Origin of the sequence: Streptomyces griseosporeus (genome assembly GCF_014656055.1) — a bacterium.
Taxonomy (GTDB): Bacteria; Actinomycetota; Actinomycetes; order Streptomycetales; family Streptomycetaceae; genus Streptomyces; species Streptomyces griseosporeus.
The window spans coordinates 66,542-91,426 of record NZ_BNBR01000002.1 but is presented as its reverse complement, the minus strand read 5'-3'; the positions used below and the strand labels follow the sequence as shown (position 1 = coordinate 91,426).

Below are 24,885 nucleotides of genomic sequence, written 5' to 3'. Positions count from 1 at the left end.
ACGACAGGTGTCGGGGAACCGGGCCGCCGCCATAAAAGCGCTGCTGGCCCTGAACACCCGGGGACATCGCGGTCGGCCGGCGAGCCGGCCCTGCCGAGGCCAGCACCTCGTAGGGCGAACCTCACCGACATCGATGCCGTACGCGGTTGTGCCGATCAGGGCTGTGTGTACTGGTGGGTGCGGGGTTGGCGGCCGTGGCCTCGGGGGAGCCCGTCACCGGCCCCTTGCCGAAGCTGCGTTGTCAGTGGTGGGCGATACGTTCGCGGTCTTGGAATCGCTGTTGCACGACAGGAGTGGACGATGACCGAGAGCAGTGTGCTGCCCGCGCTCAGGGTGGTGCTGACGGACGTCAACGAGAGTGTGGTGGAGGCGTGGCGCGCCGCGTTCGCCGACACCCCCGGCATCGAGATCCGCAAGGGCTCGATCCTCGACGAGGACGTCGACGCCTGGGTCACCCCCACGAACTCCCGGGGGCGGATGGACGGTGGGGTCGACGCCGTCATCAAGCGGTACCTGGGGTCCGGCATCCAGGTGCGCGTCCAGCGGGCGATCCGCGACCGGTTCGCCGGGTCCTTGCCGGTGGGCAGCGCGGTCTGCGTGCCGTCCGGCGCTACCGTCCCCCGGTACCTGATATCGACGCCCACGATGGTGCGGTCCTCGCAGAATGTGAGCGCCACGCTGAACGTGGCGCTGGCGTGCGCTGCCGCATTCCAGGCCGTTCACCGGCAGAACCGCAAGAAGCCGGGCAGCATCCGATCGGTGGCGCTGGTCGGGTTGGGGGCGCAGACCGGCCAGGTGCCGGCCCGGGTGTGCGCCAACCTGATGTGGACCGGCTACACGCTCTTCCACGACCACTGGTTCGAGGACGACGACGAGCTGCGGTCCACGATCATCTCCCAGCTCCACGGGATCGAGAACGCGCCCGTCGACCAGCGGGTGCGCATCGTGCCGCCGACGCCCGTCGCGCCGGAGCCCGAGACCGTCTCTCCCGCTCCCTCCGCCGCCCTCTCCTCTCCTCCTGCCGCGACGAGCGACAGCGCCGCCGCCGCGACCGGACCGTCGACCGGGGCCCCGGCACCGGGGCAGCCGACGCAGTCCCAGCCCGATCCGAACGACCCCCTCGCCCTGACCGAGCTCTTCGATGGCGGCGGGGAGGCCTGGCTCCCGCTGCTGAAGCCCGTCATCGAGGCGCAGCCGGATGCCGAGCGGTTCATCGGGAAGAGCCGCAGCCACGAGGTGGTCCCGGTCCGCGAGCTGACGTTCCAGGCGCTCAAGCCGAACCCACCGCACAAGTGGAAGGTCGTGGTCTTCGGCCAGAACCCGTACCCGCGGCCGGAGAGCGCCACCGGCATCGCCATGTTCGACAACACCTTCAACGACTGGAAGGACAGCCAGTTCGGCCGGGTCGTCAGCATCCGGTGCCTCATCAAGGCAGCGGCGATGTGGAAGTACGGCATCCCCAAGAAGACCCCCATCGCCGACGTGCGGGCGCTGCTGAAGGACCGGGACGCGGTCCAGCCGCCGGAGTGGTTCCAGGCGATGCTGACGCAGGGCGTGCTCCTGCTGAACGCGTCGCTGACCGCGAGCGGTGACGGGGCGATGGGGGCCGACCAGCACACGGCGTTCTGGCGGCCGGTCGCCGAGCGGATCGTCGAGGAGATCCTCAAGGCCAAGCAGGACGCGGCCGAGGAGGACCGCGGCGTCGTGTTCGCATGGTGGGGGGCGCACGCCCGCAACCTTAAGCGGGTCGTCCTGCGCCTCCAGCAGAAGTACCCGGACGTCGAGGTCCGGCATCTCGACCACGCCAACCCGGCGGCACAGGGCGACATCTTCTGCGAGGGCGACCACTTCACTCAGGTCAACGACGCTCTGGCCTCGCTGGGCGCCGACGGCATCGACTGGCTGCCCAGCAAGGGGTGGAACGAGACGGCGGCCGGCGCAGGCGGTGCGGACGGAGGTGTCGCGGCGCGCATGGGTGCGTTCATCGAGTCGACGATGAACCTGCACCAGCTGTACCTGGAGCGCCTCACCAGCGTCAAGGACGAGGGCCTTGTCCTGCCCGCGATCACCGGCGTCTTCGACACCCCGCTGCTGGACTTCCACAACGCCGTGGCCCCCGTCTCCGCGGCGCTGCCCGGGCTGGCCGGGCACATCGGACGCTCCCACGACTTCGGCAAGCAGCGTGCGGACGAGGCGGCAGGCGGCGGCCTGTCCGCGGACGCGATCGCCGCGCTCCACCTCTACACCTGTGAGTCAGCCTTCTACCGTGAGATCAACCGCGTTCTGCGCTCCCCGGACCGCAGCAGGCTCACGCCCTATCTGCCGTACCTGCGGCTGCTGTTCTCGGCGGTGTCGGAACTGCCCGCCTACACAAAGCCGTTGTGGCGCGGGGTGTCGCTGGACCTGCGGGCGCAGTACCCGCTGGGCCGGACGGTGACCTGGTGGGGCGTCTCCTCGTGCACCTCCGAGCTGAAGGTGGCCCGGGCGTTCCTGGGAAGTCGCGGCAAGCGGACCCTCTTCGAGGTGACGCCGGCCAGGGCGGTCGGGATCAAGAGCTTCTCCGCCTTCACCGGCGAGGAGGAATACATCCTTACGCCAGGCACCCAACTCAAGGTGACCGAGGTGAAGAGTGAGCCCCGCGGGCTGTGCACGGTCCGGCTGAGCGAGGTCACGGACGCCCCTCCCGTGGTGTCCTGAACCGCTCCCGATCACGTTGGCCACGGTGTTGGTTGCCGGGCGTCCGCGCCCCTGCCCGGTCTCCGGCTGAGATCACTGATCGGAGGTCTTGTGGACGGTGGTGTCGTCGGGGTTCAGCCGTCGGCCGTCCGCGGACAGCACTTCCAGGGGGCGAAGGGGTTGCCCCTGTTCGCGGTCGACAAGCTGTGAGTGGGGTTCGCCGGGGGCGAAGAAGTTCTGTTCGCCCCACTGCCGCAGCGCCACGATGACGGGGAAGAGCGCCTTGCCCTTCGGAGTGAGTACGTACTCGCGGTAGGCGCTGCCGTCCGAGGCGGGGACGGATGCGAGGACCCCGCCGGCCACCAGGGCGCGCAGGCGCGCGGTGAGGATGTTCTTGGCTACGCCGAGGCTGCGCTGGAACTCGCCGAAACGCCTGCTTCCGTCGAAGGCATCGCGCACGATCAGCAGGGACCACCAGTCGCCGATCGCGTCCACCGACCGGGCGACGGGACATTCGCTGTCGTCGAAGCGCGTCCTGGCCACCACAGCGTCCCCCTCTCATCGCGGTTGCAACATGCTACCAATATGGTTTAGCGTCAGAATCGGTAGCAAGTTGCAACCAGATTGAGGTCCGCGGAGGAGCACTGCTGATGCCCGGCAACGCTGAGACCGCGATACGACGATGCGACGCCCGAAGCGCGTTCGTCCTGTCCCGTGGCGTCGTCCTCCTGTTCGCCGTCGCCTGCGGGGCGGCAGTGGCCAACGTCTACTTCTCGCAGCCGCTCCTGGTGACCATGGGCGACGACCTGTCCATGGACCCCGCGCTCGTCGGGAGTGTGGTCACCCTCACGCAGGTCGGATACGGGCTGGGGCTCTTCTTCCTCGTGCCGCTGGGCGACGTCGCCGACCGCAGGCGGCTCATCGTGGCCCAACTGCTGCTCCTCGTGGTGGCCTTGGCCGTGGTGGCCACAGCCCACACGGCAGTGATCCTGCTCGCGGGCATGGCCGCCGTGGGACTCCTCGCTGTCGTCACACAGACGCTGGTGGCCTTCGCGGCAGCACTGGCCCCTCCCCGTGAACGCGGACGCGTCGTCGGTCTGGTCACCAGCGGCGTGGTCATCGGAATCCTGCTCGCCCGCACCGCGTCCGGTCTCCTGGCCGATCTCGCCGGCTGGCGAAGCGTGTACCTCGTCTCGGCGTCGCTCACCGCCCTCCTCGCGCCGGTCCTGTACCGAGCGCTGCCGTGCCACGGCGACGCCGAGCCGACACCCCTGCGCTACCGACAGCTGCTCCGCTCGACCATCACCCTGTTCGCGCGGGAACGACTGCTGCGTATCCGGGCCCTGTTCGGTCTGCTGGTCTTCGCGGCCTTCAGCACCCTGTGGAGCAGCGTCGCGCTGCCCCTCAGCGAGGACCCGTACTCCCTGCCCCATAGCGCGATCGGCGCACTGGGACTGATCGGTGTCGTCGGCGCCCTGGCCGCGACCGTGGCGGGGCGCCTGAACGACCGCGGACTCTCTGGAGGGACCACCGGCATCGCGCTGGCCCTGCTCACCGCCTCCTGGCTGCCCTTGTCCTTCACCCGGCACTCGCTCTGGGCCCTGATGGTCGGGGTGATCCTCCTCGACCTCGCGGTACAGGCGGTCCACGTCACCAACCAGACACTGATCTACGCGCTGCACCCGGACGCGGGCAGCCGGCTGATCGGCGGATACATGGTCTTCTACTCACTCGGCAGCGCCGTCGGCGCCATCGCCGCGACCTCCGCCTACACCCTGGCCGGCTGGGGCGCCGTATGCGCACTGGGCTGCGTGTTCAGCTGCCTGGGGCTTGTGCTGTGGGCGCTGACCAGGCACCTCGCCCCCCGCCCGGTCCGTTGAGAGGGGGGGAACGGCGTGGCTGCGAGGCACCGGACGCAGACGCGGAGCCCCGAGCGGAAACCGGCCGTGCGACAACGACTGGCCGTACACGCCTGTGCGGGACACACGAAGACTTCTGCCGTCGGCCAAGTTCGCCTCGCCTCGTTCCTCGCCAGGCCAGCCGTTGGACGGTGTGCTCGCCGGTGAGGCGGCGGCCCATGCCGGGGCCGTCGTCACACCCCGGGACCGGAGCGGATGTGCTCCGGCGCCGGCCCGGGGGAGCGCACATCGGCCAGGGTCGTGGCCAACGCCTGCCAGACGTGGGCCGCCAGGTCGACGTTGCCGGACTTCGTCGCCTGCGCGCCGAGTCGTCGCAGGACGGCGATGCCCTCGTCGGCGTGGCCCGTCAGGATCATCAGCCGGCCGTGGAGGACGTACAGACGTACCCGGTCGGGGTAGGCCAGGCGCAGGTCCTGCCCTTGCAGGAGGGCCCGGGCGAGCGCGCGGGCCTCGCCCAGCTGGCCCTGGTGGAAGGCGAGATGGGCCTGGAGCGCCCGCAGTTCCTGCAGCTGGACCGGGGTGCCGATCAGGTCGAGGACGCAGGCGGCCTCGGCCAGCCAGCGCTCGGCGGCGGCCACCCGGGGAGGGGACATCGCCAGCGCGGCGGCGGAGGCGGCGGCCCGCAGTCTGGTCCACAGGAGTAGGTCGTCCTGGCCCCGCAGAAGATTGAGGGCCCTGTCCAGCCGGGCCAGGGCGGCATCGTCGTCACCCTGACGGCTGCTCACCACGGCGGCCGCCCACAGTGCCTCGGCTGCCTGGGCGGGCGCGGCCCGGTGCAGCAGGTCCCGCTCCATGTCCTCGACGTGCCGGCCGGCCGCCTTCAGCCTGCCGAGTGCCGTCTCGACGCCGATCAGCACCGACAGCGCGGCCAGGGTGTCGGAGACGGACAGTTCCGCGGCGCGGGCGATGGAGAGTGCCTGTGCCGCCGTCGGCTGCGCCGTGCGCAGGTCGCCCAGGGCGTGCGCGCAGCGGGCGTACTGCACGCGTGAGCGGGTCCTGAGATCCGGCTCCGCCAGCAGGTCGCTCAGCTCGACGAGCTCGCGCAGCCGTGCGCGCTCTCCTTCGTGGTCGCCGTCGCGGCCGGCGGCGCGGCTCAGTAGCCACAGGGCCTGCCAGCGGGCGGCGGGATCCTCGCCCTCGTCCTCCTCGACCGCGCGGCTGAGCGCCGCCGTGTCGTCCATGCCGGGCGGTGCCGAGGTCACGGCGGCCAGCACCCCGGTGAGAGATCTGCCTTCCGCCGGGCCGGTAAGGGCGGACGGATCGACGCCGAGCCGGTCGGCGAGATAGGACACGGCGTGCTCGGTGGGGCGCCGTTCCCCCGACTCCAGGCGTGACAGGTAGCTCGTCGACATGCCGTCGCCGACGAGGCCGGCCTGGCTCAGGCCCCGTGCCAGCCGGAGTCTCTTCAGCCGACGGCCGAAATGCGGCTGTTCGAGCATCTCCCCCCTTGGTTCCCATGGCGCGACCGGCGGGGCATGTCCGACCCCACCCTGTGCGGGCCTGCCCGCTCGGGCACGGAGTTGTCAACACTTTAGGGAGCGCGGCAAGCGGCGACAACCTGTAAGCACAGGTCAACTGCGCTTTTCCCGGGCGGTTTCCGGTTCCTCGGTCATGTTTGTTTCGCGGGTTGCGGTGCCCGGAAAAAGCCCGTATTCGCAAAGGAGTTGACAGGTTGCCGAGGTCACTTGGCAAACCCTTGCCATGGGCGTTGACGGCGCTTAATCTCGTCAGCGTTGTTCCCCCCCGGTTGCGATCCCTCTTCGTCCACTGGAGGTTTTCGTGCTGCCCAGTTTCCCTCCGGGCCCGTGCCCGGCCATGGAGATCGAGTGGCCTTGACAACGTTATCCGCAGTGCTGTCCTCGTTTCGCCGTCGGCTGCCCCGGCGCGGGCCCCCTCCGGACACCCTGATCCCACCTCCGGAGCCCGGCGCCGAGCGCCGGGCTCCCGGGACGACGCGGACACCGGCCCCGCCACCGACAAAGTGGCACCTGCGCCACCGGGCGCTCGCCGACATCCGGGCACAGCGCATCGATCAGCTCCGCGTTCGTTCACCCTTCCCAGCCCCCCACGCGCAGGAAGAAGGACGGTACGTCCGTGGCGACCACGAGTTTCCCCGACGCCTCGCCCCGCAAGAAGAAAGCCGCCACCCCGGTTCCTCCCGCCCGCCGCGAAGCCGCCGCAAGCGGCGCGCTCCGCGGTGCCGCGTCGGCGGGAGCCTGCACCGCACATGCCTCACCGGAGGACCTGGTCGTCACGGCCGCGGAACCCGAATTCGCCCGGCAATTCGGCCTGAACGCCGATGAGATATGCGGGCACCATCTCCTCGACCTTCTCCGTTCACCCGTTCCCGGCCGACTGCAGGAACAGTTCACCGCCCTTTCGGCGGGGCGCCGTCGGCGCTTCACGGAAAGCGTGAGGGGCCGGGACGGCACCGGCGGGGAATTCCTTGCCGACGTCACCGGCGTCGCCGTACGGAATCCCGCCGGCGCCTTGGCCGGCGTAGTGGTCTTCCTGCGCCGCACTGCGGACGGGATGTCCGCCGGGCCGGTGCTCAGCGCCCTCGACGCGCGAGTCCTGGAGGGGGTCGCGAATGGCGAATCCACCGTGCAGTTGGCCTCCCGTCTCTATCTGAGCCGTCAGGGAATCGAATACCGCGTCGGGCAGATGCTGCGGAGGTTCGACGCGCCCAACCGCCCCGCGCTGGTGGCGCGTGCGCACGCGCTCGGGATGTTCGCCGCCGGGCAGTGGCCCCCGCGCGTCCTCCCCGAGCGCGTGCGCTAGCTGGTGTCCACCAAGTCGCGTCGTCCGCCCGAGGAGCGGCCGGGCGCGCTCTGGTGATCCCTCCTGCTCGAAGCTTGGGAGAGTGCCGGGCGGACGCCCGCGTACCACGAGTACGCGGGCGTCCGCCCGGTGCGGCGAGTGGGGGGTCCCCCTGCTCGAAGAGCTTGGGGGTGCGTGCCGGGCGTCGAGCGGCGGACGGGACTGTGCAGGACACGGCCCAGCCCCCGGCCGGGCTCACCCGGAGTTCGGCCGGCGGCCGTCGGGCTGACCCGAACACCGCCACGGCCGCCGCCCGGGCGTCTCACGCCGCCGAGGGCTGCCACGCCTCCAGGAAGCGGCGGCGGGCGCGGAAGAGACGGGAGCGCACGGTGCCCACGGGCAGTGCGAGCACCTCGGCCATCTCCTCCTCGTTGAGCCCGTAGGCCCGCAGGGTGAGGACCTGCCGGTGCGCCTGGGACAGACGCTCCAGCACATCGGTGATGTGCACCGCGTCCAAGAAGTTCGCCTCTTGCCGGGACTCCAGTTCCCAGCAGCTGTGCTCCTCGCCGTGGCGTTTGGCGGTGCGGACGGCCTCGCGGACCGTCACCGAGCGCACCCAGCCGTAGAACGCGGATGGTTCGCGCAGGGAGCGCAGGCCGCGGTAGATGGCGAGCAGTGCCTCCTGGGTGGCGTCGGCGCCGTCGTCGTGGGTGATGGACCGGCAGATGCGTGCGACATACGGGGTGATGCCGGTCAGGAGGTGGTTCATCGCGTGCTCGTCGCCCGCCTGGGCTCGGGGGAGCAGCGTCAGGGGAGAGGGCAGTTCGCTGACGGTGGACATGTCGGGCTGGGGCTCCTTACGGCAGCCGGGCGGGCGGGGAGCGTGAGCGGGGGAAGGCGTTCAGGCCGTGAGCGCGCCGGCGGCCCGCGGGTGTGCCGCCGTCGCGAAGCGGAGCAGACCGGCGCGCACGTCGTCGCGGAACGCCCGCATGAACGACGGGCTGAAGCAGGCCGTGGAGTGCGGGAACTCGATGGACAGCCGGCCCTCGAAGGAGACGACGCACGCCATGACAGGGCTGCGGCCTGCCTGCGGGAAGTACTGCTCGCGGGCAGGCACCAGGCGCACGTCGACCGCACGCAGACCCTCCGGCAGCTGCGGGCCGGGGACCACGCCCATATTGGTGGCGATCACCGTGGCCAGTTGCAGCGCGGGGGTGGTGGGGATCTCCGGGGCGATGCGCATCTCGCGGAGGTGGTCGCCGCGGGCGAGGAAGTCGCTCAGGCGGCCGTGCACTGTACGGGCCAGCTCCTGCGGTTCGCTGTCCTCGGCCACGTCCAGGGTCTGCAGATGGGTGGTGACCGCGGGGACCAGGGCGGTGGCGGGCACCGGCGGAGAGAGGCGGGAGCGCAGGTCGACGGGGGAGAGGCAGCCGAGGGTGCGGGGGCCGCCGCCGTCCAGCCGCCGACGGGCCGTGGCCAGCAAGGTCGCGGCGATCAACGCGTGCACGGAGACACCCGCGTCGCGTGCCGTCCCGCGCAGCCGGGCGGTGCGGTCCGCGTCCAGGGTCAGCCGGCGCACCTCGATGCGCCCCTGCGGGCCGGTCCCGTCGCCGGTGGCGGTGTCGTACGGCACCAGCGTGACCGGATGCCGCCGTACTTCCTCCAGGCGTCCGCGCAGGTACTCCGCCGTGTCGGCCTCGTCGGCCGGGGGCAGCAGCCGGCTGACGGGCTCGGGCCAGCACGGCCCGGAGTTCTCAGCGGTGGGTTCCCCGTCGACCAGCGCCCGGTAGCGGTCCCACAGCGCGTTGTGCAGGGCGATGCTGCTGTGGCCGTCCGTGACGGTGTGGTCGATCACCAGGACGAACAGGTGGCTCTCCTGGTCCGGAGCGCTGACCAGGACGGCCCGGCTCAGCGGCCCCCCGACCGGCAGAGGCCTGTTCAGCTCCGCCGCGTAGACCTCCTCCGGGTCGCCGGACCGGGTGGTCAGGCGGGGCCGTTCGTCCTCGTCCAGCAGACGCAGCAAGTGGCCCGTGCCGTCGTGTGCGATGCGGGCCCGCAGCCCCGGGTGGTCCTGCGTCATGGCGTCGTAGGCGGCCGACAGCGCCGCGACGTCCACGGGCCCGCGCAGGGCGCAGGAGAGCACGGCCCTGCTTCTCTGGCCCACATAGAGCGTCTCGACCGGACAGAGCGCACGGTGCATGCCGTCAGCCTTCTTTCCGTCGTTCGTTTCGGGGGTCCCACGGCCCGGGATCGGTGTGCCGCCGCGGCTGTCCGCGGGGGGCGGGGGCCCTCCGAGAGTGCACGGCACGACATGGCCGAATCCAGCGCGGAACCCGCCCTGCGGGGAAGTCGCGTGATTTCCCTAGAAGTTGACGGCCGGGAAGCGGGAGCGGCGCCGCGCACTCCCCGGCATCGCATTCTTCAGGGAAACCCCTGAATCGGCGTGCGCGGGGCCGGGTGGCGCTTGACCCGACCCGTTGCGGTGACCCACCGTGCTGTGCCGGAAGACCAGGACCGGGCGACGTGATCGCCCCCGCCCCCGGCGTGCGACCTGCCTTTCCACCCGTGGGCCTGCCCGGCGCGTACCGGCACGCGAGGGCGGCACGGAGCGGTGGCCGCATCCGTCCGATCCGGCCGGGACTTCGCCGTCCGGGACATTACGGCTTGTCACGTGAGGGTTGTGCTATGTCACTCCAGGAGGACGAACGTCGACCGCTGTCCGGAGCCCAGGAGGGCCTCTGGTACGCCGGACGGCTCGCACCGGACAGCGCCGCGTTCAACACGGCGGAGGCGGTGGAGATCCACGGCCCCCTCGACACCGCACTGTTCGAAACCGCGCTGCGGCGCGTCGTCGGTGAGGCCGACACCTTCGCCCTGCGGTTCGCCGACACCGACGAAGGGCCCCGCTGCCACCCGGCCGCCGACGCCGGCGACTGGCCCCTGCACCGGGTGGACGTCAGCGGCGCCGAGGACTCCGAGGCCTCGGCGTGGGAGCATGTCCGCGCCGACCTCGCGACGCCCGTGGACCTGGAGAAGGGCCCGCTGTTCGCACACACCCTGCTGACCCTCGCCCCCGACCGCCACCTGTGGTTGCTGAGGGCCCATCACCTCCTGCTCGACGGCTACGGCTACAAGCTCCTCGGACGGCGCCTGGCCGAGGTGTACAACGCGCTGGCCGAGGGCCGCGAGCCGGACCCCGCCGGGTTCGCGCCGGTGCGCCGGCTCCAGGAGGAGGAAGCGGCCTACCGCGCCTCGGAGGCGTACGCCCGTGACCGCGACCACTGGGCGCGACACCTGGCCGGCCTGCCCGAACCCGCCCGGCTCACCTCGCGCACGGCCGCCCCCACCGCACCCTTCCTGCGCCGCACCGCCGAGCTGACGCCCGCCGAGACCGGCGCCCTCGACGCCGCCGCGGCCCGCCTCGGAATCCGGCGCACCGACCTGCTGACCACCGCCACCGCCGCCTACCTGCACCGGATGACCGGCGCCCGCGACCTGGTGCTCGGCCTCGCCACCATGAGCCGCCTGGGCAGCGCCGCCCTGCGCACCCCCGGCACCGCCTCCGACGTCCTCCCGCTGCGGGTGCCCGCCGCCCCGGACACACCGCTCGGGCAGCTGGCGGCGACCGTCGCGGCCGAACTGGAGGCGCTGCGCCGCCACCAGCGCTACCGGGGCGAGTTCCTCCGCCGCGACCTGGGCCTGCTGGGCACCGGACGCCGGCTGTACGGGCCGGTGCTCAACATCGTCCCGTTCGACGAGTCCCCTCGGTTCGGCGGCCACCCCACCACCTGGCACCACCTGTCCGGCGGAGCCGTCGACGACCTCCAGATCTCGGTTCGGCCCGGCACCGCCCACGGCGGGTTGTGGCTGGCCTTCGACGCCAACCCCGCCCTGTACGAGGAGGCGGAACTCGCTCTGCACCGAGACCGGTTCCTCACCGTGCTGCGCCGGCTCGCCGAGGCCGACCCGGCGACCGCGCTGGGCGACCTGGACGTCCTGCTGCCGGGCGAGCATCCCCGCGACACCCCCGTACACACGTTCCCGGTCCAGCGCACCCTCACCGAGCTGTTCGAGGAGTGGGCGGCGGCCGTGCCCGAGCGGACCGCCGTCACCTGCGGGGCCGAACGGCTCACGTACGCCGCGCTCAACGCCGAGGCCAACCGCCTGGCCCGGCTGCTGACCGACCACGGCGCGGGCCCCGGCCGTGTGGTGGCCCTCGCCCTGGAACGCGGGACGCGGCTGCTGCCCGCCCTCCTGGCGGTCCTCAAGACCGGCGCCGCCTACCTGCCCCTGGACCCCGGCCATCCGGCCGAACGGCTGCGGCTGGTCGTCGAGGACGCCAACCCCGTCGTGCTCGTCACCGAGCACGCGCACGCCCACCTCGCCGGCGACGCGCTGCCCGTCGTCCGCCTGGACGACGAGCAGGTCACCGCGGACCTGGCCGGCCGCTCGGCCGCCGACCTCACCGACGCCGACCGGCACGGGCGGACCAGCCCGTCCGACATCGCGTACATCATCCACACCTCCGGCTCCACCGGCCGCCCCAAGGGCGTGCCCGTCCCGCACGCGAACGTCGTGCGCCTCTTCGCCGCGACGGCCGAGCACTTCGACTTCCGCGCCGACGACGTGTGGACACTGTTCCACTCCTACGCCTTCGACTTCTCCGTCTGGGAGATCTGGGGTGCCCTGCTGCACGGCGGCCGGGTCGTCGTCGTCCCCCACGCCGTCAGCCGCTCGCCCCGCGATTTCCTGGAACTGCTGCACCGCGAGGGCGTGACCGTCCTCAGCCAGACCCCCTCCGCGTTCGAGCAGCTCATCGACGCCGACCTCGAACGCGGCGGTGACGCTGGGGCGTTGCGGTACGTCGTCTTCGGCGGCGAGGCCCTGCGCCCGGCGAGGCTGCGCCCCTGGGCCGACCGGCACGGCCTGGACCGCCCGGCGCTGGTGAACATGTACGGCATCACCGAGACCACCGTGCACGTCACCCACCACCGCCTCACCCGGGCCGACCTGGACGACCCGCGCCGCGGCAGCGTCATCGGCACCCCCCTCGCCGACCTGCGCGTCCACCTCCTCGACGCCGACGGCCGCCCGGTACCGCCCGGCGCGTCCGGCGAGATGTACGTCTCCGGCGCCGGCGTCGCCCCCGGATACCTGAACCGGCCCGACCTGACCGCCGACCGCTTCCTCGACGACCCCTACGGCCCGCCCGGCACGCGCATGTACCGCTCGGGCGACCTGGCCCGGCGCCGCCCCGACGGCACCCTCGACTACCTCGGCCGCGCCGACGCCCAGATCCAGCTGCGGGGCTTCCGCGTCGAACCCGGCGAGGTCGAGGCCGTGCTCACCGCCCACCCCGGCGTCACCCGGGCCGCCGTCGTGCCCCGCCGCTCCGAGAACGGCGCCCTGCACCTCGTCGCCTACACCGTCCCCCGCGGCGACACCTCGCCGAGCCCCGCCGAGCTGCGCGCCCATGCCGCCGCGCACCTGCCCGAGCACATGGTCCCGGCCGCCTGCGTCCCGGTGGACACGCTGCCGCTGACGGCGAACGGCAAGCTCGACGTCCAGGCGCTGCCCGCCCCCGACTTCACCGCCGCCGCGTCCGGCACCCCGCCCCGGACCCCGCAGCAGACCCAGGTGTGCCACCTGTTCGAAGAGGTGCTGAAGCTGCCACCGGGGACTGTGGGCACCGACGTCAGCTTCTTCGACCTCGGCGGTGACTCCCTGCTCGCCACCCGTCTGCTCGCCCGCCTGCGCCACACGACCGGCACCGAGATCCCCATCACCGCCCTGTTCGAGACCCCCACCCCCGCCGCCCTCGCCCGGCGGCTCGACGCACCGGCTCACGGCGCCCTGCCCCGCCCGGCCCTCGGGACCACCCCGCGCCCGGCCCGGGTGCCGCTGTCGTACGCCCAGGAACGCATGTGGTTCCTCAACCGGCTCGACGACGGAGCCGCCACCTACAACATCCCGCTCCTCGTTCCGCTCGACACCGCGATCGACGCCGACGCGCTGCGGGCGGCCCTCGGTGACCTCGCCGACCGGCACGAGATCCTGCGGACGGTCATCGCCGAACACGACGGCGTGCCCCACCAGCGCATCCTGCCGCCGGGTGGGCTGCGCCCCGCCCTGCGGCACGTCGACTGCCCCGCCGCGGAGACCGCCGCCCACGTCGCCGCCGCGCTGCGCCACCGCTTCGACCTCACGGCCGAAAGCCCCCTCGCCGTCTGGCTGCTGGACTCCACCCTGCTGTTCGTCCTGCACCACAGCGCCGCCGACGGGTGGTCGCTGCGCCCCTTCGCCGAGGACCTGAGCACCGCCTACGCCGCCCGCCGCGCCGGCCGGGCACCCGACTGGACGCCACTGCCCGCGCAGTACGCCGACTACGCGCTGTGGCAGCGCGCCCTGCTCGCCCCCGGACCGGACGGGCCGGGCCGGCTGGAGCGGCTCACCGCCCACTGGCGCGCCGCGCTGGACGGCCTGCCCGAGGAGTGCACCCTGCCCGGCGACCGGCCGCGCCCCGCCACACCGCGCGGCGGCGGCGCGCACGTCGAGACCACCGTCGACGCGGGCCTGCACCACGCCCTGCTGCGCCTGGCCGACCGCGAGGGTGCCAGCCTCTTCATGGTGCTGCACGCCGCCGTCAGCGCCCTGCTCACCCGCTGCGGCGCCGGTGAGGACATCGTCCTCGGCACCCCCGTCGCCGGCCGCACCGAACCCGCCCTCGACCCGCTGATCGGCCTCCTCACCAACACCTTGGTGCTGCGCGCCGACACCTCCGGCGACCCCGCCTTCCGCGACCTCCTCGCCCGGCTGCGCACCGCCGACCTGGCCGCCCTGGACCACCAGGACCTGCCCTACGACCGGCTGGTCGACGACCTCAACCCGCCCCGCACACCCGGCCGGCACCCCCTGTTCCAGGTGATGCTGGCCCTGCAGAACAACGAACCCGCCGTCCTCCGGCTGGACGGCACACGGGCCCGGTTGCGGCCCACCGCCACCGGCACCGCCAAGTTCGACCTCTTCGTGGACGTCCTGGAACACCACACCCCCGACGGCATCCCCGACGGCCTCACGCTGCACGTGGAGTACGCCACCGACCTGTACGAGAGCGGCACCGCCGAGGCGTTCGCCCGCGCCCTGCACGACGTCCTGCGCACCGTGGGCGCCGAGCCCGCCACCCGTCTGGGCGCCCTGCCCGCGCTGCCCGAGCGGACCCCCGCCCCGGCCGCGGCCGACCCCGCCGAGCTGGAGGACGCGGCGCTGTCCGTGCCCGGCATCCGCGACGCCCGCGCCCTGCCCGGCACCGACGGCGCCCCGCCGCGCCTGTACGCGGTGCCCGGGCGGGCGGACGCCGCCGAACGCGTCGAGGAACAGCTGCACCGCGCGGGTCACCCCACCGCCCGCGTCACAGCGGTCAACGCGCTGCCCCGCGCCGAGGACGGCACCGTCGACACCGAAGCGCTGTACCCCCTGCCCGCCGTCGACCGCACCGCGGCCGACACCTGGCGGCAGCGGCTGACCCGGATCCCGGGCGTCACCTCGGCCGACGTGACGGTGGAGCACACCCCCGAGGAACTGGACCGCCGACACACCGGCCTGCCCGACCGCACCCCGCACCCCGCCCCCGCCCCCCGCGGCACCGGCGACGCGCGCGCCGTCCCGGCCCTCAGCGAGGGCCCCGCCCTCACCGAACCGTCCGTGCCGGGCTGGGCCGACGCCCTGCGTCGCGCCGCCGCCCAGGACCGGGGCGGCATCGTCCACGTCCACGCCGACGGCAGCGAACACCGGCGGAGCTACGCCTCCCTGATCCCCGAGGCGTCCCGCGTGCTCGCCGGTCTGCGGCGGGCCGGTCTGCGCCCCGGCGACCAGGTTGTCCTCCAGTGTGACGCCACCGAGGACTTCCTCGCCGTACTGTGGGGATGCGTCCTCGGCGGCTTCGTCGCCGTCCCGCTGACCGTCCCCACCTCCTACGACAGCCCGTCGGCGGCCCTGACCAAGCTGGAGGGCATCTGGCGGATGCTCGGCCGGCCCTGGATCGTGTGCTCCGCCGACCGTGAGGCCGGGCTGCGCGCGGTCGCCGCCCGCCAGGACTGGTCCGGCCTGCGGCTCACCACGGCCGACGCGCTGCGCGAGGCGCCCGAGGACCACGACTGGTACCCCGCGGCACCGGACGATCTGATGCTCATGCTGATGACGTCCGGCAGCACCGGCCTGCCCAAGGCGGTGCGCCTCACCCACCGCAACGTCCTGACCCGGTCCGCCGCCACCGAGCAGATCAACGGGCTCGGCGCGGACGACGTCTCCCTCAACTGGATCCCCCTGGACCACGTCACCGGCGTGGTGATGTTCCACCTGCGGGACGTGTACCTGGGCTGCCGCCAGATCCACGCCCCCACCTCCTACGTCCTCCAGGACCCGCTGCGCTGGATGGACCTCGCCGACCGGCACCGGGTCACCGTCACCTGGGCGCCCAACTTCGCCTTCGGGCTCCTCGCCGAGCAGTCCCACCGCTTCACGGACCGTGCCTGGGACCTGTCGCCGATGCGGCTGGTGATGAACGCCGGCGAGGTCGTCGTCGCCTCGGCCGCCCGCCGGTTCCTGCACGCGCTGAAGCCGTTCGGCCTGCCGCAGGACGTCATGCACCCCGGCTGGGGCATGTCCGAGACCTGCTCCGTGGTCACCGACGCCGTCCTGCCCGCCGAACCCGCCCCCGACGAGGGCACGTTCGTCAGCTGCGGCCTGCCCTACCCCGGCTTCGCCATGCGGATCGTCGACGAGCGGGGCACGCTCCTCACCGAGGGCGAGGCGGGCCGGTTCCAGGTCCGCGGCACCTCGGTGACCGGCGGCTACCACGACAACCCGGGCGCCAACGGGGAGGCGTTCACCGGCGACGGCTGGTTCGACACCGGCGACCTGGCGTACCTGCGCGACGGCGAGCTGTACATCACCGGCCGCGCCAAGGACGTCATCATCGTCAACGGCGTCAACCACTACAGCCACGAGATCGAGGCGTGCGTCGAGGAACTGCCGTACGTGGAGCGCAGTTTCACCGCCGCCGTCGCGGTGCGCTCCGCTCCGTCGTCGCCCACCGACGAACTCGCGCTCTTCTTCCACCTCGCCTCGGACGTCACCCCCGGCGCTCTGCGGGAGATCTCCGGAAAGGTCACCCGGGAGATCGGCGTCAGCCCCGCGTTCCTCATCCCGGTCGAGCGGGACGCCGTCCCCAAGACCGAGATCGGCAAGATCCAGCGCACCAGGCTCCGCAAGAGCTTCGAGGCGGGCGCCTTCGACGACGAGGTCCGCCGCACCCAGCTGCTGCTGGGAACCGCCGCGACCGTCCCCGACTGGTTCCTGCGGCCGGTGTGGCAGCGGACGGAACGCCCCGCCGCCCGGCCGGCACCGGCAGTCCGGCACACCCTCCTCCTCGCCGGCGGCGACCCCCGGATCCGGGATCTCGCAGAGCGGATCGCCGACGTCCTGCGGTTGGCCGGCGGCCTGTGCACGGTGGTCGAGGAGGGCACGGCGTACGCCCGTATCGACGCCGCGCACCACCGCGTACGGCCCGCCGAGGAAACCGACTACGCCGAGCTGCTGCGGCGGCTGGAGGAGGACCGGCGGCCGGTCGACGCCGTCCTCCACCTCGACGGGGTGCCCGGCACCCCTTCGCGGGAGACGGCACCGCAGGACACCACCGGCGCCGAGGACCTGCTCGCCCTCGCCCGCGCCCTCGCCGCCCGGCCCGGCCGGCAGCGCTCCGTCGACCTCGTGTACGTGACGGCGGGCGCCCAGGCCGTACGCCCCGGCGACCGTCCGTCCCCGGCCCACGCCCCGGCGGGCGCGCTGCTCAAGTCGCTCACCGAGGAGTTCGGCTGGATACGAGGCACCCACCTCGACTTCCCCGACGGCGACGGCGACGGCTTGGACCTGCCGGCCGTGCTGGCGGCCGAGGCGACGGTCACCCCGGACGGCGCGGAGGTGGCGTACCGCGACGGGCACCGCTACGTACGCCGCCTGGCCGCCCTGCCCGACACCCCGCGCCGCGCCGAGCCGCCCGCGCACGACGGCTTCACCCTCCTCACCGGCGGCCTCGGCGGAGTCGGCACCGAGATCGCCGCCCACCTGCTGCGCACCGACGGCACCCGGCTGCTGATCATCGGCCGCACCCCGGAGGCCGAGGCGCACGCCCTGCCCCGCCTGCGGGAGCTGGGCGAGGTCCGGTACGCCCGCGCCGACGTCACCGACGAACACCAGGTGAGGTCCGCGGTGGAGGCCGCAGGCGAGGCGTGGGGCGTCCCCCTGGCGTCGGTGCTGCACCTGGCCGGCACGCTCGCCGAACGCCCCGTGGGCGAACTCGACGCCGCCACCTGGCACCGGGCCCTCGCGGCGAAGACGCGCGGCGCGTGGACGCTGCACCAGCTCACCGCCGACCACCCGGTCACCTCCTTCATCACCTTCTCCTCGGTGAACGGCTGGTTCGGCGGCGCGATGAACGCCGCCTACGCCGCCGCCAACGCCTACCTGGACGCGCTCGCCCTGTACCGGCGCAGCCTCGGCCTGCCCGCCCAGTCGATGGCGTGGAGCATGTGGCGCGAGCGCGGCATGAGCCGGGGCTACCGGCTGACCGCGCTCACCGAGGCCCGCGGCTACCGGCTGCTCGACGTGCCCGCGGCGCTGCGCTCCTTCGACCTGGCGCGCACCCTGGACGAACCGCACCTGCTGATCGGCGCCGACCGCACCGCCCCCTGGGTCCGCAGCCACGTCGTCGCCCCCGTGCGCCAGACGCGTCGCCTGGTCGCCCGAGTCGGCCTGGAGGACGGCACCGACCTGGGCGCCCTGTACCGAGCCGCGGCCGACGGCATCCGTGCGGCCGGGCTGCCCGGCGAGGCGTGGACGCTGCGCTCGGCGGGCGCCTCGGCCCGCCCGGACGAGGCGCGGGCGGGTGCGGGGGAGGAGCTGCGACGGCTGGAGGGCCGGCTCGCCGAGCTGTGGTGCGCCGTACTGGGCCGCGACCGGGTGGGCCGGGACGAGAACTTCTTCGACCTGGGCGGCAACTCGCTGCTCCTGGTCACCGCCCAGACCGCCGTCAACAGCGCCTTCGGCACCGAGCTGTCGGTGGTCGACCTGTTCGCCCACCCCACCGTCCGGGACCTGGCCCGCCATCTGTCGGTCACGGGGGCCGGCGCCCCTGCGGGCGACGGACAGCCTCCGCGGCAGGAGGCCGGCGGCCTGGACCGCGCCAAGGAGCAGGCGCGGCGGCAGCGCGCCGCCCGCGCCCGCCGCACCGCACGGCACGGCAAGGACCGGGGCCGTGCCTGACACCACCGAGCCGGGAGAGGACGAGGCACAGGCCGTGCACGACACCAGCGCATCCCACGACGAGGAGTTCCCCAGCGCCCCTGACGTCCCCGCCGTCGCCGTCATCGGCATGGCGGCCCGTTTCCCCGGCGCCGACGACGTCGACGCCTTCTGGGAGAACCTCGCGGCCGGGCGGGAGGCGATCCGGCCCGTCACCGACGAGGAGTTCCTCGCCGCGGGCGGCGACCCGGGCGACCTGGACGACCCGACGCTGATCCGCATGGTGTCGGCCGTCGAGGGCATCGACCGCTTCGACTCCGGCTTCTTCGGCTACAGCCCCGCCGAGGCCGCCGTCGTCGACCCGCAGCAGCGGCTGCTGCTGGAAACGGCCTACCACGCCCTGGAGGACGCCGGCTGCCTCGGCGGCGAACGCACGGGCGAGGCGTTCGGCGTGTACGCGGGTGCCGGCGACAGCCGGTACTACCCGGCCCACGTGTACCCGCGCTTCGCCGGGCAGCCCGGCTCGGTGGAACTGGTCCACGCAGCCACCGCCAACTCCCTCGGCACCCTCGCCACCCGCCTCTCCTACGAACTCGGCCTGACCGGACCGAGCGTGTCCCTCCAGACGGCCTGCTCGACCGCACTGGTCGCCGTGCACACCGCCTGCCAGGATCTGCTGGACCACCGCTGCGACACCGCGCTCGCCGCCGCCGTCTCCCTCAACCCCTCGGCCGCGCTCGGCTACCGCCCCGTACCCGACGGCCCGTTCTCGCCCGACGGCCACTGCCGTGCCTTCGCCGCCGACGCCGCCGGCACCACCTCCGGCGACGGCGTCGGCGCCGTGGTCCTCAAACGCCTGGAGGACGCCCTCGCCGACGGCGACCGCATCCGCGCCGTCATCCGCGGCAGCGCCGTCAACAACGACGGCCGCCGCAAGGTCGGCTTCAGCGCGCCCAGCGCCGCCGGGCAGACCGAGGTGATCCTCGCCGCGCAGGCCCAGGCCGAGGTCGACGCCGGCACCATCGGCCTTGTCGAGGCGCACGGCACCGCCACCAAGCTCGGCGACCCGATCGAGGTGTCCGCCCTCACCGAGGCGTTCCGGCACAGCACCCGGCGCACCGGCTACTGCGCCCTCGGGTCGGTCAAGACCAACATCGGCCACCTCGGAGCCGCCGCCGGCATCGCCGGACTCATCAAGGCCGTCCTCGCCCTGGAACACCGGCAGATCCCGCCGAGCCTGCACTTCGACCGGCCCAACCCGCTCATCGACTTCGCCGCGAGCCCCTTCCGCGTGCCCACCACGCTGGAGGACTGGCCCGCGGTCGACCATCCCCGCCGGGCCGCCGTCAGCGCCTTCGGCATCGGCGGCACCAACGCCCACATCGTCCTGGAGGAGGCCCCGCCCGTCACCCCCGACGCGCCCCGCCCGCCCGAGGACGGCCGCCGCCTGGTGCTGCCGCTGTCCGCGCGCACCACAGGCGCCCTGCGCGGCCAGGCCGAGGCCCTCGCCCGGCACCTCGAACGCCGCCCGGACCTGCGCCTGGACGACGTCGCGCACTCCCTGCGCACCGACCGGCCCGCGCTGCGCCACCGCCTCACCGTCACCGCTGCCACCCGCGAGGAAGCCCTCGCCGCGCTGCGCTCGACCGCCCCCGCCACCCCGCCGCTCTCCGACAACCCGGCCCGCGTGGCGTTCCTGCTGCCCGGCGGCGGCACCCAGTACCCCGGCATGGGCGCACAGCTGTACCGCGACCAGACCGTCTACCGCGACACCGTCGACGAGTGCGCCCGCATCCTGCGGCCCGTCCTCGGCACCGATGTGCGCACCGCCCTCTTCGAGGAGCGGCACCCCGACGACACCGCCGCGTTCCTCGGGCTCGTCGTCACCGAATACGCCCTCGCCCGCACGCTCATCGCATCGGGCGTGCGCCCCGACGCGCTGATCGGCCACTCCCTCGGCGAGTACACGGCCGCCTGCCTGGCCGGCGTCATCGATCTGGCCGACATGCTGCCCCTGGTCACCGAACGCATCCGGCTCATCAGCTCCGCCGGCGGCGCCACCGTAGGCGTCGCCGCCCCGGCCGAGGAGATCCGCCCGCTCCTCGACGCCGACCTGTCCCTGGCCGCCGACAACGGCCCCGGCGCCTGCACCGTCGCCGGACACCTCGACGCCGTCACGCGCTTCGAGGCGGAACTGACCCGCCGCGGCGTCCCGTACCGCCGCCTGCGCATCCCCGTCGCCGCCCACTCCCACGTCCTGGACCCGGTCCTGCCGGCCTACGAGGCCCACCTGCGCCAGGTCACCCTGCGCCCGCCGCGCATCCCGTACGTCACCAACGTCACCGGCACCTGGGTCACCGACGCCCAAACCACCTCCGTACGGCACTGGCTCGACCACACCCGCCACACCGTGCGGTTCGCCGACGGCATCGCCGCCCTGTGGGACCGCCTGCACCCCGTCCTCGTCGAGATCGGACCAGGCGACACCCTCACCAGGCTCGCCACCGGCCGCCTCACCGACGCCGCACCCGTGACGGTGACCACCATGCGGCACGCCAAGGCCGAGGCGTCCGACGGCTTCGTCCTCGCCGAGGCGCTGGGACGGCTGTGGAGCGCGGGCGTGGACAGCGCCCTGCCCCCGGTGCCGGGCACGCCCCGGCGGGTCCCGCTGCCCCCGTACGCCTTCGAACGCCGCCGCCACTGGATCGACGCCCCCGGCACCCGCCCCCACCCCACCGCCGACGACATGCCGGCCGCGGCGGCACCCGCCCCCGGCCGCGCCCCGCGGCCCCGGCTGGCCACCGAGCACGTGGCGCCCCGCACCGACCGCGAACGGGCGGTCGCCCGGATCTGGGAGGACACCCTCGGCATCGACGGCATCGGACTGCACGACAACTTCTTCGACCTCGGGGGCGACTCGATGCGCGCCGTGCTGCTCGCCGGCCGCCTGCGCCAGGCCGGTGTCCTCGACGTCCCGGCGGCCGCCCTGCTGGCCGCGCCCACCGTGGCCGGCGTCCTCACGTCCGCCGACGACCAGGACGGCCCAGCACCCGGGACCGCCCCCACCGCGCTCGCGCCGCTGCTGCCGCTGCGCACCGAGGGCACCGCCACGCCCCTGTTCTGCATACACCCCGGCGCCGGCGTCTCCTGGCGCTACACCGGCCTGCTGCCCCACCTCGGCGGCGACCAGCCCGTCTACGGCATCCAGGCCGCCGGCCTCGACGGCACCCGGCCGCCCGCGCCGGACGCCGCCGCCATGGTCGCCCACTACCTCGACGTGGTGCGGCAGGTCCAGCCGCACGGCCCCTACCGGCTGCTGGGCTGGTCCTACGGCGGATTCGTCGCCCACGCCATGGCCTGCGCCCTCCAGCGCGACGGCGAGCGCGTCGAACTCCTCGCCCTGCTCGACGCACCTCAGCCGCACGGCACCCCCTACGACCCCGACGCCGCCGAACGCCAGGTGGCCGCCCTGCTGTCGAGGGTGGCCGGCCTGCCCGCCGACACCGGGGCGGCCGTGGAGACCGTCCTGGACCACATCGACACCCGCGTCCGCGCCGAAGCGGCGAGCGTGCCCGTCACCCGCGCCGAGGCCGCCGCCATCGCCGCCGTCATGCGCAACAACCTGCGTCTCGCGCCTCAGTTCGCCCCCGGCGTCTACCGCGGTGACGTGCTGTTCTTCAGCGCCGCCGAGGAGCCGTCCCCCGAGTTCCCGGCGGACCTGGCGGTGCTGCCCGGCAAGGCCGACAGCTGGCGGCCGTATGTCGACGGAACCCTCCACGACCACCACGTGCCCTGCGGTCACTACGAGATGACCGATCCCGAACCGATCGCCCGCATCGGCGAAGCAGTCGCCAAGGCCCTTGGCGGCACCGGCGACCGGGCCGCCGCACCCTCCCGCCCCCTGACACCGCGTTGAGGAGAACCAGCGTGAGCGCGACCCAGGACCTCTACGAGCTCGGAGACGCACCCGAGATCGGCACCGTCCCGACGAAGATGTACGCCTCGCTCATCCGCCGCGAGCGCTACGGCCAGCCCGTCGACGCCTTCCGCACCGAGGTGGTCGACGTGCCGCCCGTGGGCCGGGGCCAGGTCCTGGTGAAGGTGATGGCCGCCGGCATCAACTACAACAACGTCTGGGCGGCGCTGGGTTCCCCGCTCGACGTGATCGCCGCCCGGCGGAAGGCGGGCGCCACCGAGGACTTCCACATCGGCGGCTCCGACCTCTCCGGGATCGTCTGGGCGGTCGGCGAGGACGTCCGCGGGGTGCGGCTCGGCGACGAGGTCGTCGTCCTCGCCAACCGCTGGGACGAGAGGGCCGAGGACATCCGCCTCGGCGGCGACCCCACCTGGTCCTCCAGCCAGCGGGTGTGGGGCTACGAGGAGAACTACGGCTCCTTCGCCCAGTTCGCCGTCGTCGACGACTACATGTGCCACCCCAAGCCCGCCCGGCTCTCCTGGGCCGAGGCCGCCTGCTACATGGCGACCGCCGCCACCGCCTACCGCCAGCTCTTCGGCTGGCGCGAGCACACCGTGCGCCCCGGCGACCCCGTGCTGGTCTGGGGCGGCGCCGGCGGCCTCGGCTGCATCGCCATCCAGCTCGTGCGGCACGTCGGCGGCCGACCCGTCGCCGTCGTCTCCAGCGAGGAGCGCGGCGAGTTCTGCCTCAAGCTGGGTGCCGAGGGGTGGATCGACCGGCGGCGGTTCGACCACTGGGGGCGACTGCCGGACACGTCCGACGAGGAGGCGATGGGCCGCTGGCTGGCAGGGGCCCGCGCCTTCGGCCGGGCCTTCTGGGACGTGCTCGGCGAGCGCCGCGGCCCCCGCGTCGTGCTGGAGCACTCCGGGGCCGACACCGTCCCCACCTCGCTGTACCTGTGCGACAACGGCGGCATGGTCGTCCTGTGCGGCGGTACCACCGGCTACAACGGCGACGTCGACCTGCGCTTCCTGTGGATGCGGCAGAAGCGGCTGCAGGGCTCGCACGTCGCGACCGCCCGTGAGGCACGGGAAGTCACCCGGCTGATCGACCAGGGGATCATCGACCCGTGCCTGTCCCGGACCTTCGATTTCGACGAGATCGGTCTCGCCCACCAGCTCATCCACGACAACCGCCATCCGGCGGGGAACATGGCCGCCCGGGTGGGCGACCGGGGATGATTCCTCCCGCCCCAGAGGGGTACCTGCGGCGGGTACGACGCACACGCCATTCCCGGAGGTACCCCCCATGGGCAAGCTGGGCGACATGATGAACAAGGCCAAGCAGATGGTCAAGGGCCACCCCGACCAGGCGGACAAGGGCGTGTCGGGTGCTGAACGCATGGTCGACGAGAGGACCGGCAACAAGTACGACGCCCAGACCGACAAGGCGGCCGACGCGGCACGGCGTTCCTACCGGGACGGCGGCGGCACGCAGCGCTGATTCCGTACCCGGGTCCCCCGCCCCCGTGCGCCGGGAGCGGGGGACCCGTTCATTCGGGGCCGTCGACCCGGCCGACGACGCAGCTGAACACGCCCGCCCCGACGCGCACCACCCGCACCCGCACCACGCGTGCGGGTTCCGCGCGCAGCCCGACGCGCAGACAGTCCCCGTCGGGGCCGGCCCGCAGGTCGCGCAGGCTCCCCACGGCTCCGGCCCGGCGCCCGCCGCCCGGCCCGCCGGCCAGGGCCTTCCAGGCGGCCTCCTTGGCGGAGAACAGCTCCGTCACCGACCAGCCCGCCGGACCCGCCCCGAGCAGCGCCTCCTCGTCCGCGCGCAGCACCAGGCGGGTCGCGCCGCGGGGCAGGGGACGCAGTTCCAGGTCGCAGCCGAGCGGCAGGTCCCGGTCCGGGGCACGCGCCACTGCGACGGCGATCCCGGCACTGTGCGAGATCGACGCCGCCCGGCCCGGCGGGAACACCGGCAGCCGCCCGGACCGGGGGATCTCCCCGCACTCCAGCCCCACCGCGCGCAGCGCCCGCCGGGCGGCCCGCCGACCGGCCAGGAACTCCAGTCGGCGCGGCGGCGGCATCGGCGCCGCGGCGGCGGCCTCGGCGGGCCCGGCCGGTTCCGGCTCCGGCTCGCAGACGGCCGCGATGCCCAGCCCCAGCCCGGCGGCGGCCAGCGAGGGCCGCAGCGCTGCCACCTGACCGCACACCGCCCACGCGGTCTCGCCGCCCACCGGCCAGCCGTCACGGGCCGACCGCGACGTTCCCGTCCCGATCGGCCCGGTCCGCAAGGGGCGTGCGGTCATCG

12 protein-coding genes are annotated in these 24,885 nt (G+C 73.8%); 7 read left to right on the top strand and 5 right to left on the bottom strand.

Going from position 1 to position 24,885, the window contains the following annotated elements; translation table 11 throughout:
- Window positions 1–300: 300 nt before the first annotated feature.
- Window positions 301–2,697 carry an ADP-ribosyltransferase domain-containing protein gene (locus tag IE308_RS09450; RefSeq protein ID WP_229908791.1) on the top strand — a complete coding sequence of 799 codons (2,397 nt, stop codon included), beginning with the start codon at window positions 301–303 and terminating at the stop codon, window positions 2,695–2,697.
- Window positions 2,698–2,769: 72 nt separating this feature from the next.
- Here IE308_RS09450 and IE308_RS09445 read toward each other — a convergent pair whose 3' ends face one another.
- Window positions 2,770–3,222 carry a winged helix-turn-helix transcriptional regulator gene (locus IE308_RS09445; RefSeq protein WP_190217483.1) on the bottom strand — a complete coding sequence of 151 codons (453 nt, stop codon included), beginning with the start codon at window positions 3,220–3,222 and terminating at the stop codon, window positions 2,770–2,772.
- Between the two features lie 104 nt (window positions 3,223–3,326).
- On the opposite strand from IE308_RS09445, the gene IE308_RS09440 reads away from it, so the two are divergent.
- On the top strand, window positions 3,327–4,556 hold the full coding sequence (locus tag IE308_RS09440; protein ID WP_190217482.1) for an MFS transporter: 1,230 nt from the start codon (window positions 3,327–3,329) through the stop codon (window positions 4,554–4,556).
- Window positions 4,557–4,768: 212 nt separating this feature from the next.
- Here the strand turns inward: IE308_RS09440 and IE308_RS09435 are convergent, their stop codons facing one another.
- Complete coding sequence (locus IE308_RS09435; RefSeq protein WP_190217481.1) at window positions 4,769–6,034, bottom strand: helix-turn-helix domain-containing protein; 1,266 nt, start codon at window positions 6,032–6,034, stop codon at window positions 4,769–4,771.
- Window positions 6,035–6,689: 655 nt separating this feature from the next.
- Here IE308_RS09435 and IE308_RS09430 point away from each other — a divergent pair.
- Entirely contained in the window at window positions 6,690–7,376 is a 687-nt protein-coding gene (locus IE308_RS09430; protein WP_110625906.1) for a PAS domain-containing protein, read from the top strand.
- A 301-nt stretch (window positions 7,377–7,677) separates the two neighbouring features.
- Here the strand turns inward: IE308_RS09430 and IE308_RS09425 are convergent, their stop codons facing one another.
- A complete protein-coding gene (locus IE308_RS09425) occupies window positions 7,678–8,196 on the bottom strand; it encodes an RNA polymerase sigma factor (protein ID WP_190217480.1) in 519 nt (172 codons plus the stop codon).
- 60 nt (window positions 8,197–8,256) lie between these two features.
- A complete protein-coding gene (locus IE308_RS09420; protein ID WP_190217479.1) occupies window positions 8,257–9,555 on the bottom strand; it encodes a phthiocerol/phthiodiolone dimycocerosyl transferase family protein in 1,299 nt (432 codons plus the stop codon).
- 485 nt (window positions 9,556–10,040) lie between these two features.
- On the opposite strand from IE308_RS09420, the gene IE308_RS09415 reads away from it, so the two are divergent.
- The 4 genes from IE308_RS09415 (at window position 10,041) to IE308_RS09400 (ending at window position 24,072) form a co-directional block, all read left to right on the top strand.
- Window positions 10,041–18,674 carry a non-ribosomal peptide synthetase gene (locus IE308_RS09415; protein ID WP_190217478.1) on the top strand — a complete coding sequence of 2,878 codons (8,634 nt, stop codon included), beginning with the start codon at window positions 10,041–10,043 and terminating at the stop codon, window positions 18,672–18,674.
- Entirely contained in the window at window positions 18,667–22,569 is a 3,903-nt protein-coding gene (locus tag IE308_RS09410) for a type I polyketide synthase (protein WP_229908790.1), read from the top strand. Before IE308_RS09415 ends, IE308_RS09410 begins: the two co-directional genes overlap by 8 nt.
- A gap of 11 nt (window positions 22,570–22,580) precedes the next feature.
- Window positions 22,581–23,810 (top strand): crotonyl-CoA carboxylase/reductase, encoded by a 1,230-nt coding sequence (ccrA, locus tag IE308_RS09405; protein WP_190217477.1) that lies wholly within the window; start codon window positions 22,581–22,583, stop codon window positions 23,808–23,810.
- A gap of 67 nt (window positions 23,811–23,877) precedes the next feature.
- Window positions 23,878–24,072, top strand: a complete 195-nt coding sequence (locus tag IE308_RS09400; protein ID WP_190217476.1) for an antitoxin — start codon at window positions 23,878–23,880, stop codon at window positions 24,070–24,072.
- A 49-nt stretch (window positions 24,073–24,121) separates the two neighbouring features.
- Here the strand turns inward: IE308_RS09400 and IE308_RS09395 are convergent, their stop codons facing one another.
- The gene (locus tag IE308_RS09395; RefSeq protein WP_190217475.1) at window positions 24,122–24,883 is read right to left on the bottom strand and encodes an enterobactin synthetase; all 762 of its coding nucleotides are present in this window, start codon (window positions 24,881–24,883) and stop codon (window positions 24,122–24,124) included.
- Window positions 24,884–24,885 lie beyond the last annotated feature (2 nt).